Here is a 15,043-nt window from a genome sequence, read left to right as displayed (position 1 = left end):
ACGCCGGTCCGACACGGCACTCCGACAAATGCGATACCACCACCGCCGGTGCTGACCACGTGGCCGATATCGTAGTTGGCGTCTTCGATCGTGGTATCAACCTCCTTCTGGTTCTCGCCGAGCATCGCGCTGCCATCGTCGTTGGTGTACGGATCGGTGTCGGCGTCGGTGAAGATCACGTCGCTGTTGTTACCGACCAACACCATCCTGATCGACAGATCTCTCTCGTAGATCTGATTGACCCGGTTGACGGTGGTCACGATGGCCGCCTGCGCGTCCGGCTTGCTGCCCCCGTGGAAGGCGGTGTACTCACCGGTGGCGGCGACCACGAGCCGGTAGGTGCGCAGGTTTCCGCCCGTGGACGCACCTGATTTCGGATTGAACGCGTGTCCCGGCACCGACTTTACGAAGCACCTGAAATCTCTTTCCTTGTCGACATATTCGGACCTGAAATAGCTCGAATACAGCTCCACGTCCCCCTTCCAGAAAGGATCGATGAAATAGCTGCGGCCGGGGGAATCAACACTGGCGTGAAAGCCCGCCGGTCCACCCCAGTCGAGTCGAACGCCGGTCGACGGATGGTCGAGGCTGATGCCGCGGTAGGTGCGCATCGGCCAGCCGTGCTGATCCATCCAGGCCTCGAGCTTGGGAGCAATCACGGGCGATTCGACGATGGCGAAAGTCTCGAATTTTCCGTCCGGTGTGGGCAGGCTCAGCACCACCTGACGGCTGTCAGCTTCCTGGCTGAACTCCATTGGTGCCTCCCCTAGGATCGTCGCCAGAGGCTCGGCAGACAAACGCGCCGCCCGGTATCTGGACGGCTGGATCCACGGTCGGAGGTCCGCATTTTTCCGGAGTTCGATCTCTGACCGGTCGACCATGTCCCACACGCCATCACTGGATGGCTCACGTGCACTCGCGACCGAGGCCCCACCACACACCAGGATCGCCAGGAACAAACGGGTGATTGAAAACGTGGCACGACGCATCGCTACCCTCCTCTTCTCACGGGGTTCCTCGACGTTCCGCCTCTCCGAATACCGCTCTGGCAGGGCCCTTCACGCTGGGTTCTGTTTTCTGAATAATACCGTATCTCGCCGAGAATGAAACTCTTTCCAAAAAAATGAAAATGTCACGTATCATGCGGTGACCGCCCATCGCCGGCCTGACGAGCATCTTCCGGCCTGAATGGTTGCGGAAAGGGAGGAGCGATCATGAAGAAGATCCTCGGGACCCTGTTGCTGATCTGGCTCGCCATTCCGGCGAGCGCCGAAATCTCGGTGACCGAGGTCGATTTCCTCGAAACCCTGGGCCTCGAGTTCAACGGCGCCGGCCCCCTGCTGATCGAGGTCGACGAAGGGCGGAACCGGCTCATCACCGCCAACACGATCAGTGCCTCCGTTTCGGTCATCGACTGCGCGAGCGGCACGGTCGTCAACATCCCGATCGCCGGCAGGGCCTACCAGCACCTCAAATCGGAATCGCTGACGATAAACGCGTCCACCGGCAGGATCTACCTGATTGGCAGAAACTGCTTCTACATCGTGAATCCAGATGACCGAAGCTCTCGGCAGATTCTCACCGAAGCCCAGTTCGAGTCGATCGCCGTCGACGAAAAGAGCGGCAACGTCTTTATCGCCGGCCGGGAGAGCAGGAAGCTGGGTTTCTACGAGACATCGAGCGAAAAGCTCAAAATGCTCGACTGGCGCGAGACCGAAGAGAAGCTCGTCAACCTCAACGCGACCCCTCCCCCGCCGATTCGGAAGGTCGTGGCCGATCCCTCCCTCGGAGTCGTTGTGGCCGTGGACGGGCTCGATCCCGCCATTCATATAGTCGACGGCAAGAGCGGAAAAACCAAACGCACGAGGTCGCTCGGTTTGTCAGCCGGGGGCAGATGGCATCTGGGTGGGTACGACGCAACCACCCACCACCTCTACATCGTGGTCGAGACGGCTGAGCGAAAGGTTGTCGAAGCTGCGAAGATCGATGTGGTCGGCAGCGAAGATGTTGTTGTACCGCTCCCCGGATACACGGAGGGGGTGGGCATCACTTTCAATCCCAAACGGAACGAAATCTACATACCCTACGACAATCATCCGTCCGTCCACGCCGTCGACTTCAACCAGGGCGGTGAGCTGTACGAGATCAGGGTCCCCGCCTACGGCAACGACGGCAGCGCGATCGACATCGTAAACGACGTGCTCTACATCTCCAGCTGGGCTCACGGCGAGATCGACGTGATCGACCTGCAGAAGAGAAAGCTCCTCGAGAGGCATCCCGGACTCGGGATCATTCCGCACATGTTCGCCCTCGCATTCAACCCCAGGACCGGGCTGGTCTACTTCCTGAAGGGCGCGACGGCCGTGAATGGCACCTTCGGCTCGGCGGTGTCCACCTTCGATCCGGAGACCGGGGAGGTCGGCAAGATACATACGGGCTGGGCACCGATCGATCTCATCGAGGTGCCGAGCCGCGACTCTTTCTTCGTCTTCAACTCGGAGGACCATTTCGCCGAGGTGAAGGCGGACGGCGGCTTCGACCTCTATCGGTTGCCGTTCGACTATCCGATCCAGGCCACCGGCAGCCCGGAAGGGGATGTCTACCTCTCCTACGGTCCGCATCAGTCATACTGGCCCGCAGTCTACATCTGGGACGCAAAGAACGGCGTGCTGACGATCGACGCCGAGGACCTCGGCACCTACGACCGCAGGATCCCACGCCAGGCGCACGAGATGGTCCTCGACCGCAACGGCGCCCTCTACTTCACGCAGAACACCTGGGGCAAGGAAGAGCAGTTCATCGGTGTCCTCGAGGACCAGGTCCGCCTGTTCAACATCAACCAGCGCCTGCGCCTGGTGGACGAGGTCCAGAGGGAGACGGTGCAGCGAATCCTGAGGTACGACGAGGCCTCGCACCGACTCTATCTGGCGCGGATCGGTGAGCTCGATGACGACCCGAGCGTCCTGCAGATTATCGAGCCGGATACTCGCGAGGTACTTCGACGCGTCGAGGTCGGCACGACGGCCACCGATCTCGCGTTCGACCACGACAGCATCTACGTGGCCAATTTCGACTCGGGCACCGTTTCGGTGATCGACAAGACCGACGGTTCGGTTGCAGAACTCGACGCGGGCCAGCAGCCCCTGAAGCTGCACGCCTTCGCCGACAAGGTCTACGCGATCGATCATGCCGGGAACGAGGTGATCGAGGTTGGCGGAAAGAGCTGGGCCCTGCCGCATGACGGACGGCCCGATAACATCTTCGAGTGGCGCGACCGGTTGGTCATCACGTCTCACGGTCCCGACGACTTCGCCGTCACCGCCTTCGATCCGAAATCCGGGAAATTCGAGGTCCTGCATACGCTGGACTACCCGTACGGCGACACGCGTTTCGACACCGGTAACGTGTCCTTCTATCTGCGTGGGCAGTTCGGAGACGCGCTATTCTCGATCACCAGAGCCAAAGCCGACGCCTCCGGCAGGCTGTGGATCAGCGATCTGCTGTCCGGCAAGGTGTTCATCATCTCCGAATCACGCTGAACCCTCCGGGATTCAGCGGCGGGAAACCGGCTGGTCGCCGCGCCCAAGATGCGCCCGTGCCGAAGCAGGCGTAGAATCTCTGACTGCCGACGGCAGTCGAGCCATCCGCGGAGGAACTCATGAGAATCAGAGTCATCGTCGTCGCTTCCCTTATGGCGGCCGTCATATCGACCTCGGCCGCGGCAATCGACACTACCGACACCAAGTTCCTGAGCCAACCGGCCGTCGGCGGGGACCACATCGCGTTCGTCTACGCGAACGACCTTTGGGTGGCCGAGCGCGGCGGCGATCATCCGCGCCGGCTGACCTCAGACCAGGGCATCGAGTCCAACCCGGTCTTCTCGCCCGACGGACGATGGATTGCCTTCAACGCGCAGTACGACGGCAATACCGATGTCTATATCGTTTCGGTGGACGGCGGGATCCCGAAGCGCCTGACCTGGCACCCCCTCCCCGACATGGTGTGCTCCTTCACGCCGGACGGCACGGCGGTTCTCTTCCGCTCGCCGAGAAACGTGTTCACCCGGCGGCACACCCAGCTCTTCACCGTGCCAGTTGAGGGCGGCTTCCCCGAGCAGCTCGCGCTGCCGTACGCTTCCAAGGCGGTCTACTCGCCCGACGGCAGCCGCCTCGCCTACACCCCGCTCGGCGAGCGCTTCCGCCAGTGGAAGAACTACCGCGGCGGTACTGTGACCACCATCTGGCTCTACGACTTTGCCGATCACAGCACGGAGAAAATCCCTCAGCCCGCCGGACGTAGCAACGACACCGATCCCATGTGGGTCGGGAACTCCGTCTATTTCCTGTCGGATCGAAACGGCGAGTTCAACCTCTTCGCTTACGACGCGTCCGGCGGATCCATCGAACAGCTCACGCACTACACGGACTTTCCGATCATCGACGCCTCGGCGGGCGGCGGCACGATCATCTTCGAGCAGGCGGGGACGCTCCACACCCACGACATCGCATCGGGCCGGATCAGCGATCTCACGATCGGTGTGGCCCCCGACCTCGGAGAGCTCCGGCCACGGTATGTGAAGGGGACCGACTTTCTGCGCAACGCCGGGATCTCGCCCTCCGGATCACGGGCCGTGTTCGAGATGCGCGGCGAGATCATCACGGTACCGGCCGAGAAGGGAGACCCGAGGAATCTCACCCAGACTTCCGGCGCCCATGAACGCGGCGGCGCCTGGTCGCCCGACGGAAAATCGGTCGCCTACTTCTCCGACGCGTCCGGCGAGTACGAGCTTCACGTCGCCCCGCAGGACGGCAAGGGAGAGGTGACCACCTATGAGCTCGACGGGACCGGGTTCTACAACGGGCTCAGCTGGTCGCCTGATTCGAAGAATCTGGCCTTCGAGGACAACGGCCGTAACCTCTACGTGATCGTCCTCTCCAGCGGCGAGGTCCGCAGGATCGACCGCGAGCCGATCTACGATCCCGGACCGTTCGGCAACATCGACCCGGTGTGGTCACCCGACTCCGCCTGGGTCGCCTACACCATCAACAACATCTCCAACATGGAGCAGGTTCACATCTACTCGATGAACCAGGACAGAGTCTTCACCATCGCCGACGGCCTCAGCGACGTCGGCAACCCGGCCTTCGACGCCAGCGGCAGGTACCTCTACGTCTTCGGATCGACCGACGCCGGGCCGGTGCGGCAGTGGTTCGCGATGTCCAACGCCGATATGGAGATGAGCCGCAACCTGTATCTCGTTACCCTGCAGAAAGACGTCTCCTCACCCCTCGCCAAGGAGAGCGATGAGGAGGAGGGCGGAGGGGACGACGAGTCCGACGACGAGAAGAAAGCCGACGAGAAGAAGCAAGAGAACGGCGCGGACCAGGTCGAGCCGGTGACGATCGACTTCGAGGGTATGGGTGAGCGGATTCTCGCCGTTCCCGTGGATTCCGGCAATTACTTCGACCTGCAGGCGGGCAAGGCCGACACGATCTTCTACCTCAAGGCGCCGGTGGACGCGGGCGGACCGGGGAGCCGCGGCACCAAGCTCATGATGTACGACCTTGCCGAGAGGGAGGAGAAAGAGCTCTTCGAGGCCAACGCCTACGAAGTGTCGGCGGACACCAAGAAGATCCTCTATCGGAACGACCGGACCTGGGGCATCGTCGACGCCGGCAAGGAGCCCGAAAACGGCAAGGGCACCCTCGACCTCGACGCCGTCCAGATTCGAATCGATCCAACCGCAGAATGGAAGCAGATATTCGAGGAGACCTGGCGGATCTACCGCGACTACTTTTACGCGTCCAACTACCACGGTGCCGACTGGCCGGCGATGCGCGAACGCTACAGCCCCTTCCTTCCGCACCTCGCATGCCGCACGGATCTCAATCGCCTGATCCAATGGATGGGCAGCGAGCTTGCGGTCGGTCACAACCGGGTCAGAGGCGGCGACACGCTGATCGATGCAGAGGGCATTCCGGGCGGCCTCCTCGGCGCCGACTTCGCGGTCGAGAACAACCGTTATCGCATCACGAAGGTCTTCGGTGGGCTCAACTGGAACCCCGAGCTGACCTCACCGCTCACCGAGCCCGGGGTCGACGTCGAGGCGGGCGATTACCTGCTCGCAGTCGACGGCGTCGAGCTGGTGCCGCCAGACAACCTCTACCGCCACTTCGAAAACACCGCGGGCAAGATCGTCGAGATCACCGTCGGACCGAACCCAACGATGGCGGGCTCGCGTACGGTCAAGGTGGTGCCGGTGGAGTCGGAGTCCGCCCTGCGCAACCGCGACTGGGTGGAGGGCAATATCAGGAAGGTGGATGAGGCCACCGGCGGGCGCGTCGCCTACGTCTACCTGCCGAATACCACCCGGCTCGGCCACACCTACTTCAAGCGCTACTTCTTCCCGCAATCTCACAAGGATGCCATCATCGTCGACGAGCGCTTCAACGGCGGCGGCCAGATCGCCGACTACTACATCAACATTCTCCAGCGGCCCTACATCAGCCACTGGAACATGCGCGACGGCTTCGACATGAAGACGCCGCAGGGCTCCATTCAGGGACCCAAGGTCATGCTGATCGACGAGACCGCCGGCTCGGGCGGCGACCTGCTGCCATATATGTTCCGCAAGTTCTCTCTCGGCAAGCTGATCGGCAAGGCCACCTGGGGCGGACTGGTCGGCACCCTCGGCTACCCCAACCTGATCGACGGAGGCTACGTCTCGGCGCCCAACGTGGCGATCTGGGACGAGGACGGCTGGGTGGTCGAGAACGTGGGCGTGCCACCCGACATCGAGGTCGAACAGACCCCCGCCGAGGTCATCGCCGGCCACGATCCGCAGCTGGAAAAGGCGATCGAGGTCGTCCTGCACGAGCTCGAGGCCAACCCGCCGCCGGTCTACGAACGCCCACCGTATCCGGTGCGCGTCAGGCAGGACTGAGGAGGCGCGACCGACAGACTCTGGTACCCAGAGCTCCTGAGCAGGACCATTCATGAGCCCTCTACTGCGGTCGGGCCCGGAGATGTTCTTGTAGGCGCGTCCTTCAGGGCGCACCCGAGCACGACGGCGACAGCGATGGCATCGGATCGATTCTACGGCCCGTTGGCGGGCCGTGAACGACCCGCCTACTCAAGGTTGCACACCTGCTGGCGCGTCCTTATTGAAGGGCCCGTCTACAGCGGTTCAGCCGAATATTCCACAGGTGGCTCGGCCATTCAGGAGAGGCCCAGCAAGGCACCGAAGATCTCGGTCAGCGGGTCGCGCAGCAGGAACCACTGATAAAAGAGGCTCGCCAGCCAGCCGTGGAAGAGGCCGAGCGGCCAGAGGTTCCTGAACCTGAGGAATAGCCAGACGAAGATCGCGCCCAGAAACCCGGTCGCCAACGTCATCGACAGGTTGCCGACGTGGACGAGCGAGAAGAGCAGCCCGCCGACGACGATCGGCGCGTACCGATTTCGCTTGAGTGGTCCTTTCGCGAGATTGGTGACAAGAAGGCTCTGGACCAGGAACTGCTGCACTAGGCCCCAGGCAGGGTAGAGCAGCAGCATGAAGGCGAATGAGGGCGGAGTTACCAGGGTTCCCCGGATGCGGGCCAGCACCACCATCATTCCCATCACCGGGAAGAAGATCACGGCAGAGGCGATGAACGCCTGCCTGAGATTTTCCGCGCGGAAACCCCACTCGGCGAGAATCGTGGGTTTTCTCTTCGCCGACAGGAGCACGAAGCCGACCCAGAGGATAATCGCCCCGATGATGTAAGCTCCCTGAAGCCCGAGCGGTTTGCACACCAGATGCAGGATGCCGGTGAGAGCGACCGCCGCCACCTCTCCCCAGCGCGGCTGGCCGGAGACCCGAAGGTCGTTCTGAGCATTCGAATGGTCCTCCATCGACTCCACGGTACATCGTCACGTCCTATTGACCAATGGCAGCTCTTACAGAACTGACGGTTTGCAACTCTCAGATCGCGACTGCGTATTGAAAACGAGATCGAGAACTTCAACCCAGACACCGTGCCGTCGGGAGGCCGCCATGCGCCGAATCATCACCCCGATCCTCCTCACCTGCTTCGCGCTCGCAACACTTCCGGCTGCAGCCGAAGACGAGGAGCCCCTGTTTCGTGTGCAGCGTTTGACCGACAAAATCCTAGTGCTCACCGAGATCACTCCGTGGGAGAGCAACCACGTGGTGATCGACAGTGCCAAGGGATTGGTGCTGGTCGATCCCGGCCACTCGGCCCTGATGGGCCGGCTGATCCGGGACGCCGTACGCCGCGAGCTCGGGCGCGACCATTTTGCCTACGTGATCGACACTCACGGCCACTGGGGCCACGCGTGGGGCAACGCGGCCTTCTCTGAAGCGGTGGTCATCGGCCACGAGCAGGCGGCCGCATCCATCGAAGCTGACGCAGCCAACCTCGCCCAGCGGGCCGAGTTCATTCGCGGCCAGCTCGCCCAGGTGGAGGCACGGCTCGATGAGCTCGATCCTGCCAGCGAGGAGGCCGCTGAGGCGCGGCTCCAGCGGGACCATTTCGACCGCATCGCTCGCGGCCTCGACGAAACCGACTTCGTCGTGCGGCCGCCGAGTCTGACATTTTCAGATCGCCTTCAGCTCGATCTCGGTAATCTCAGGCTCGATCTTCGTTTTCTCGGCGCCGGCCACTCGCTGTCGGACATCGTCATCATGATTCCCGAAGAGAAGGTCCTTCTTCTGGGCTGCTTCTTTCTCGCCAGGGGCTCTCTTCCCTACTTCGGAACCCGCCCCCAACTCGATCCGGACCGATGGCTCGAGACCTTCGGCGATCTCCTGAGTGACGAAACGGCGATCGATTACGTGGTGCTCGGTCAGCATTCGATCTGGTCCCGCGAGCAACTGGATGCCATGCGCGGCTACATCGCCCACCTGTGGTCAGGCGTCAAGACGCTGGAGGCCGAAGGAGTCGATTTTGAGACCATTCTGAAAAGGCTCGAACTGCCCCCAGAGCACGACCCGCTGCGCCAGTTCGGCGCCACCGAAGAGGAGCTCGAGCAAATGCGGCGCTTCGAGACCACCGCCTTGTGGCGGCAGCTCAAGGAATCGGCCGCGATCGAGGTCGCGGCAGCTCTCGACCGCGACGGCACCGCTGCAGCCGTCGCGCTGTTCCACGTCATGGCGTCGAACCAGGGTACTGACGTGTACTTCGACGAAAACGAGTTCAACCTGCTCGGATACCGGCTTCTCGGCCTGGGCCGAATCGACGATGCGATCGCCGTCTTCCAGCTCAACGTCGAACAATTCCCGGAGTCGTGGAACGTCTACGACAGCCTCGGCGAGGCACACGCGGCCAAGGGAAACACCGAGCGAGCTATCGAGCTCTACAAACGCTCGGTCGAGATCAACCCGCAGAACACCAACGGAATCAACGCTATCGAGCGCCTCGAGTCACAGCTATAACCAGGGTCAGGAGCTCTCCCGAGAATCCTGCGGGTCAACCTGTGCGGGTGGCGGGAAGTGTCCGAGCTGCGAGAGGAAGGCCACGTTGTCCCAGCTCACCCAGGTCTCCGCGACCTTCCCATTTTCGAGCCTCTGAATGATGATGTTGACCAGAGTGAATTCCCTGCCGGTCGGAGGCAGATCGCCCATCGGACCCGTCTGGACCCCCTTCATCGTCGACACGTACGCGACCATGTCTCCGCTGGCCATCATCGGACCGAGCGTGTCCTCATATTCCGGGACAGCGACGATGAACTCCTCGATGAACTTGAAGAACTCCTCGGTCCCGTGCAGCTCCTGGAATTCCGGGGGCATCGCCTGGCAGTGACGCACGTAGTCCGGTGCGATCAACGCCTTGAATCCCTCGAGATCCCCTCTCTCCAAGGCAGTGTGGGCGGCCCGGATGATAGCCATGTTCTGCTGTTCGGTATCTCCGACACACGAGTTCTGACAACACCCGACGACGAGGAACAGGCTCGCCAGGACGAAACAACCGACGATCAAAGGACGACGCATGGCTCCACCTCCGTTGGACTCGGCTTGTTGGGTTTCTTCGAAGATATCCTACATCCTCTCCCCCGGCTCAGATCCTCCGTCGGGAGCAGGAACCATCTCCGTTCGAAAGGGTATGATCTCGATCAGGGGAGCCGTGATGAACAATTCAAACCGCGTCGCGAAGAGAACGATTGCCGTGGTCGCCGCTGCCTGCCTCTGCTTTTCCCTGGCGCCGACCGGCGGATGGTCGGGCGAGCAAGCAGAAAAGACCGACGGTATCAGGACCGTCTATCTCATCCGGCACGGCGAGTATGACCACGACGACGAACGCGATCCGGACGTCGGCAAGGGCCTGGTGCCGCTGGGAGTGGCCCAGGCCCGCATTATCGGCGCGAGGCTCCGCGGGCTGCCGGTCGAAATGAGCTCGCTCCACAGCAGCACCATGACCCGGGCGAGGGAGACCGCGCTGGTGATCGGCCAGGAATTTCCGGACCTCGAGCTTCAGAGTTCGCGGCTGATTCGCGAGTGCACTCCGCCGACCTGGCGCCAGGACATCATGGAGCACGAGGAGAAGGCGGATCTGGAGGCCTGCACGCAGCAGCTCGAAGAGGCGTTCCCCATCTACTTCGCGCCCTCTCCAGATGCCGACCGCCACGATATCGTCGTCTGCCACGGCAACGTGATCCGCTACTTCGTGACCAAGGTCCTCGGAGTCGACACCGAATCCTGGCTCCGCATGTCGATCGGCAATTGCAGCCTGACGGTCGTAAAGATCCGGGCCGACGGAGCGATGAAGCTGCTCTCCTTCGGCGACGTCGGTCACCTGCCGCCAAACCTGTCGACCCGGACCGCCCCGGAGACGCCAACCGATCTGAAGGTCCCGGGAGCATGAGAAAACCCGGAGCCATCCCATCGATCGCGATCCCCCCTACCCGGAAGAGGTGCCCGACGACCGCAGATGTTACCCTGCAGCCGTGAGGCAGGAGGTATCGTGAGCGGACTCAAGGGATCACACAGGAAGTTCCTGCGCGGCCTGGCCCACGGCAAGAGGCCGTTGGTGCAGGTCGGCAAGGAAGGGGTGAGCGAGAGCGTCCTGCACGCCATCGACGACGCTCTCCGGGCGCACGAACTGGTCAAGGTGAAGATTGCCGCCGAACGGGACGAGCGGGAACGGTTCGTTCCGGTCATCGAGGATCGTCTCGACTGCGAATGTGTCGGCACAGTGGGCAAGATGGCCATCTTCTATCGAATGCACCCCGATCCCGAAAAACGAAAGATACCGATCCCCATGTAAACCAGGGTCGGTTCCCCGAAAACAGAGGCAGATTCGGACAATTGCCCCATCTCACGTGAGATAGGATGCTGGTCAGCAAGGAGGCGGAAGATGACCCGCAAGATTCTCGTTCTCGCACTGGTGTTTGGTCTGCTCGCACCGGCCAGCGGTCTGACCTGCACCGACATCGTCGTCGGCAAGAAGGCGTCGAGCGACGGATCGGTGATCACGTCACACACCGGGGCGGCCCCGGACTGCCGGCTGCACGTGGTTCCGGCGCAGACACACGAGCCGGGCTCGATGGCCCCGGTCTACCTCGGCATGCTGGACGCCACGGTGCCGTTCAAGACCTACGGCGAGATCATCGGCCACATCCCGCAGGTCGAGCGGACCTACCGTTACTTCCACTCGGCCTACTCGCACATCAACGAGCACCAGCTGGCGATCGCCGAGTCCACCATGAGCCAACGCGAGGAACTGGGCGCAGATCGCGAAAAGGGCGCCAAGCAGATCATGACCATCGAGCAGGCGCAGGCTTTCGCCCTGCAACGGTGCACCACCGCGCGTGAAGCTGTCGAGCTGATCGGCTCGCTGGTCGAGGAGTACGGTTTCCTCCCCTCCGCCGGAGGCTCCGAGGCGTTGGCAATCGCCGATCCCAACGAGGCCTGGGTGATGGAGGTCTTCGGCGTCGGCCAGAGCTGGGATCCGAAGACGGGCGAGCTCGGTGCCGTCTGGGCCGCACAGCGGGTGCCTGATGACCACGTGACCGTGATTCCAAACTGGAGCATCATCAAGGAAGTCGATCCGGCCGACCCGACCAACTTCATGCTCTCGCCGAACTACAGGCAACTGGCGATCGATCACGGCTGGTACGACCCGAAGGGAGGCAAGCCGTTCGTGTGGCAGGACGCCTATTCCCCACCGGTCACCGGCGAGTGGGCGATCAACCGTCTGTGGCTCTTCTACTCGACGGTCGCCCCGTCCCTCAAGGAGTGGCCCGACCGCAGCCTGAAAAAGCCGTTCGACGGATACAACGCCTACCACCATCCGATCGAGCCGCTGTCCTTCTATCCGTTCTCGGTCAAGCCCGAGACAAAGCTGTCGGTGCAGGACGTGATCCGCTTCCAGCGTTCGGTCTTCGAGGGCACGATCTACGACATGACCGCCGATACCGACTGGCTGGTGCCGAATGACGAGGGCCAGCTGGTCAAGAGCCCGCTCACCACCCCGTTCCCGACCTCACACCTTCGCCAGCTTCTCGACATCACCTGGCATCGCAACGTGTCGAAGGGCGGCTACGGCATGGTCGCCCAGCTCCGTTCCTGGCTGCCGGACGACATTGGCGGGGTTTACTGGCTCTACCTCGACAACCAGTACGTCAGCACCTACGTGCCGATCCATGCCGGAGTGCAGGAAGTCTCACCCTTCTACCAGACCTACGACCCGGAGGCCTTCTCCGAGGACTCCGCGCGCTGGCTGATCGACTTCGTGGACAACCTGCTCTATCTCCGTTTCCAGGACGCGATAGAGGACGTCAGGGCCGCGCGCGACCCGCTCGAGGCATCGTTCTTCTCCTCCCAGGAGCAGATCGAGCAACAGGCCCTCGAGCTCTATCGCAGCTCACCAGAGGAGGCGGAAGCGTTTTTGACCGACCATACGCGCGAGTGCATGGAAAAGGTTGTCGAGCTCTACCGCAAGCTCCGCAACCAGATCATCACCAAGTACACCAACAACCACGAATGGCTGTGATCCGAGACGGGCAGCAGGAGAAAGGAGCGTTTTCGATCTGCTTCATATGGCAGTATCGAGGACCGTACAAGGCTCGAGCAATCCGGCTTACCGCGAGGGAGAAAAATCATGCACGACGAGAGCTTCCATCCCGTAGAGGGCGGATGCGCATGCCGTACGGTTCGTTATCGCCTGACGACACCGCCGCTCTTCGTTCACTGCTGCCACTGCCGGTGGTGTCAGCGGGAAACCGGATCGGCGTTCGCGATCAACGCCCTGGTCGAAAGCGACAGGATCGAGATTCTCAGCGGCCGGACCGAGGTCATCGACACCCCCTCCGAGAGCGGCAAGGGACAGAATATCCACCGCTGTCCGGTCTGCAAGGTCGCCCTCTGGAGCAACTACGCCGGGGCAGGAGGGCGGATCCACTTCCTGCGGGTGGGAACCCTCGACAACCCGGATCGTGTGCCACCGGACATCCACATCTTCACCTCGTCCAAGCAGCCATGGGTGATCATCCCGGACGGCGTACCCTCCGTGCCCGAGTTCTACCGCTACACGGACCACTGGCCGGAGGCAAGCATCGACCGGTACAGGGCGGCCGTGCGCTCACCCGAATATTGACGCCGGGTGCGGCCTGAAAACCACCACACCCCTTCCACCGTATCTTTGCGGTGATCGAGAAATCTGTTGAACTATGACCTGTGACCAATTGATCTCGCAACAAGGAGATACACGATGACATGGCGACTCTGCCTCGTCCCACCGGTCCTCGTCTGTTCCATCTCGTTCCCCGCAGCTTTGCACGAGGGCGACCCGCCCCGGATAACGGTGAGCCCCATTGCCGGCAGCCTTCATCAGCTCGTAGTGAATGGCAATGTTCGTGTGACCGCCTCGATCGGTGAGGACGGTACCCTGCTCGTCGACACCGTCTTCGCGGCGAACGCCCCGTCAATTCAGGGGAAGATCGCCAATTATGAGCGGTCGCTCGAGCTCAACCCGGCGAACGCAAACGCCATCACCATGCTTGCCAGGATCCGGGGAGAGGAATGAACAAAACCGCAGGCGTTCTCGCCGTCGTCTGTGTGCTGAGTGCGGCCGCTTCCGCCGCGGCCGATATGCCGAGAGTGACCAGCTACGAGATCGACCTCACGTTCGAGGCAGAGGATCCCAGGATCGTAGCACGCACCGACATCACCTTCCTTCCCGGCACCGTCCCGTCTGACACGCTGACCTTCTACCTCCACGGCGAGTTGTGGGTCGACGAGGCCAGGTTGGAAGGCCACCCGGTCGAGGTCGAGCAGGATCTGGTGTTCTACAGCGCCGACTACTCGAGCGTGGCGCGACGGTGCCGGATCGACCTCAAGGCGCGGAAATCGCCAGAATCCCTCTCGGTGGATTACTCCGGCAGGCTCAACCCGTCGGTCTCACAGGCACCGTCGAACTACATGAGGGTCGATTCGGACGGCGTGTTTCTCCGCTCTTACGGCTACTCGGTCTGGTTCCCGACATTTCTGGAGCCCGATAGCGACACCTACCCTGTGGACGCCGAGGTAAGGATCCGGACACCGGCCGATTTCCTCGCTATCGTGACAGGCGAGCGCCTGTCGGATGAGACCGAGGGTGACACGCGGGTGTCACGATGGCGCACGGTGCAGGAAGACCTCTTCAATCTGCAGCTGACCGCGCGACGATTCGAATTCCAGAAAGAGAGCGAAACCTATCTTTATTTTCTGCGGGACGCCGCTTCCCGTTCGGCGGCTGATGAGATCCTCGGCTTCACCCGGGAGCTCAAACAGTTCTACCAAACAAATTACTCGGGTGACGCAGCGGGAGCTCAACTGCACGTCGTGCAGATGCCTCGCTTTGGTGACATTTCGAGCGGCAACATGGTCGGCATCAGCGATCGCGTGTGGCGAGATTTCGAGCAAGCCTCTTACTCCGGCCGCACGCTCGCGCACGAGCTCGTCCACCCGCACGTACAGCTCGCGGTGCCCCGTGATGGTGAATTCTACGCGCTGGTGATAGAAGGGTTCCCCAGCTATTTCCACCTGCCTGCGATGGCTTCGCTGATC

General features: G+C 62.2%; 12 protein-coding genes. 9 read left to right on the top strand and 3 right to left on the bottom strand.

Annotated features, from left to right (window positions below; all coding sequences use genetic code 11):
• The coding region (locus LJE93_16170; protein ID MCG6950450.1) for a M12 family metallo-peptidase at nt 1–989 on the bottom strand (989 nt) is incomplete at its 3' end.
• 225 nt (nt 990–1,214) lie between these two features.
• On the opposite strand from LJE93_16170, the gene LJE93_16165 reads away from it, so the two are divergent.
• Both LJE93_16165 and LJE93_16160 read left to right on the top strand, forming a co-directional pair.
• Nucleotides 1,215–3,539, top strand: coding sequence for a hypothetical protein (locus LJE93_16165; protein ID MCG6950449.1), 2,325 nt, complete (start codon nt 1,215–1,217; stop codon nt 3,537–3,539).
• Between the two features lie 119 nt (nt 3,540–3,658).
• A complete protein-coding gene (locus LJE93_16160; GenBank protein ID MCG6950448.1) occupies nt 3,659–6,943 on the top strand; it encodes a PDZ domain-containing protein in 3,285 nt (1,094 codons plus the stop codon).
• 275 nt (nt 6,944–7,218) lie between these two features.
• Here LJE93_16160 and LJE93_16155 read toward each other — a convergent pair whose 3' ends face one another.
• Nucleotides 7,219–7,890 (bottom strand): CPBP family intramembrane metalloprotease, encoded by a 672-nt coding sequence (locus LJE93_16155; GenBank protein MCG6950447.1) that lies wholly within the window; start codon nt 7,888–7,890, stop codon nt 7,219–7,221.
• A gap of 142 nt (nt 7,891–8,032) precedes the next feature.
• On the opposite strand from LJE93_16155, the gene LJE93_16150 reads away from it, so the two are divergent.
• Nucleotides 8,033–9,433, top strand: coding sequence for an MBL fold metallo-hydrolase (locus LJE93_16150; protein MCG6950446.1), 1,401 nt, complete (start codon nt 8,033–8,035; stop codon nt 9,431–9,433).
• 6 nt (nt 9,434–9,439) lie between these two features.
• On the opposite strand, the gene LJE93_16145 is transcribed toward LJE93_16150, so the two are convergent.
• On the bottom strand, nt 9,440–9,988 hold the full coding sequence (locus tag LJE93_16145) for an ester cyclase (protein MCG6950445.1): 549 nt from the start codon (nt 9,986–9,988) through the stop codon (nt 9,440–9,442).
• Between the two features lie 136 nt (nt 9,989–10,124).
• Between LJE93_16145 and LJE93_16140 the strand changes: the two genes are divergently transcribed.
• From LJE93_16140 to LJE93_16115, 6 genes are all read left to right on the top strand, one after another.
• On the top strand, nt 10,125–10,859 hold the full coding sequence (locus LJE93_16140) for a histidine phosphatase family protein (protein MCG6950444.1): 735 nt from the start codon (nt 10,125–10,127) through the stop codon (nt 10,857–10,859).
• Nucleotides 10,860–10,958: 99 nt separating this feature from the next.
• Nucleotides 10,959–11,261, top strand: coding sequence for a YhbY family RNA-binding protein (locus LJE93_16135; GenBank protein ID MCG6950443.1), 303 nt, complete (start codon nt 10,959–10,961; stop codon nt 11,259–11,261).
• Between the two features lie 90 nt (nt 11,262–11,351).
• A complete protein-coding gene (locus tag LJE93_16130) occupies nt 11,352–12,989 on the top strand; it encodes a C69 family dipeptidase (GenBank protein ID MCG6950442.1) in 1,638 nt (545 codons plus the stop codon).
• Between the two features lie 108 nt (nt 12,990–13,097).
• Nucleotides 13,098–13,592, top strand: a complete 495-nt coding sequence (locus LJE93_16125) for a GFA family protein (GenBank protein MCG6950441.1) — start codon at nt 13,098–13,100, stop codon at nt 13,590–13,592.
• Between the two features lie 114 nt (nt 13,593–13,706).
• Nucleotides 13,707–14,021 (top strand): hypothetical protein, encoded by a 315-nt coding sequence (locus LJE93_16120; protein ID MCG6950440.1) that lies wholly within the window; start codon nt 13,707–13,709, stop codon nt 14,019–14,021.
• The coding region (locus tag LJE93_16115) for a hypothetical protein (protein MCG6950439.1) at nt 14,018–15,043 on the top strand (1,026 nt) is incomplete at its 3' end. The genes LJE93_16120 and LJE93_16115, both read left to right, overlap by 4 nt.

It is taken from the genome of Acidobacteriota bacterium (genome assembly GCA_022340665.1).
Classification (GTDB): domain Bacteria; phylum Acidobacteriota; class Thermoanaerobaculia; order Thermoanaerobaculales; family Sulfomarinibacteraceae; genus Sulfomarinibacter.
The sequence above is the reverse complement of the archived record's forward strand: the minus strand, read 5'-3'. Positions and strand labels throughout refer to the sequence as shown.

Bases quoted from the DNA above. Each gene is read 5' to 3' on its own strand.
- LJE93_16130 (MCG6950442.1), top strand. From the start codon at position 11,352: ATGACCCGCAAGATTCTCGTTCTCGCACTGGTGTTTGGTCTGCTCGCA.
- LJE93_16125 (MCG6950441.1), top strand. From the start codon at position 13,098: ATGCACGACGAGAGCTTCCATCCCGTAGAGGGCGGATGCGCATGCCGT.
- LJE93_16150 (MCG6950446.1), top strand. From the start codon at position 8,033: ATGCGCCGAATCATCACCCCGATCCTCCTCACCTGCTTCGCGCTCGCA.
- LJE93_16120 (MCG6950440.1), top strand. From the start codon at position 13,707: ATGACATGGCGACTCTGCCTCGTCCCACCGGTCCTCGTCTGTTCCATC.
- LJE93_16155 (MCG6950447.1), bottom strand. From the start codon at position 7,890: ATGGAGGACCATTCGAATGCTCAGAACGACCTTCGGGTCTCCGGCCAG.
- LJE93_16140 (MCG6950444.1), top strand. From the start codon at position 10,125: ATGAACAATTCAAACCGCGTCGCGAAGAGAACGATTGCCGTGGTCGCC.
- LJE93_16160 (MCG6950448.1), top strand. From the start codon at position 3,659: ATGAGAATCAGAGTCATCGTCGTCGCTTCCCTTATGGCGGCCGTCATA.
- LJE93_16165 (MCG6950449.1), top strand. From the start codon at position 1,215: ATGAAGAAGATCCTCGGGACCCTGTTGCTGATCTGGCTCGCCATTCCG.
- LJE93_16145 (MCG6950445.1), bottom strand. From the start codon at position 9,988: ATGCGTCGTCCTTTGATCGTCGGTTGTTTCGTCCTGGCGAGCCTGTTC.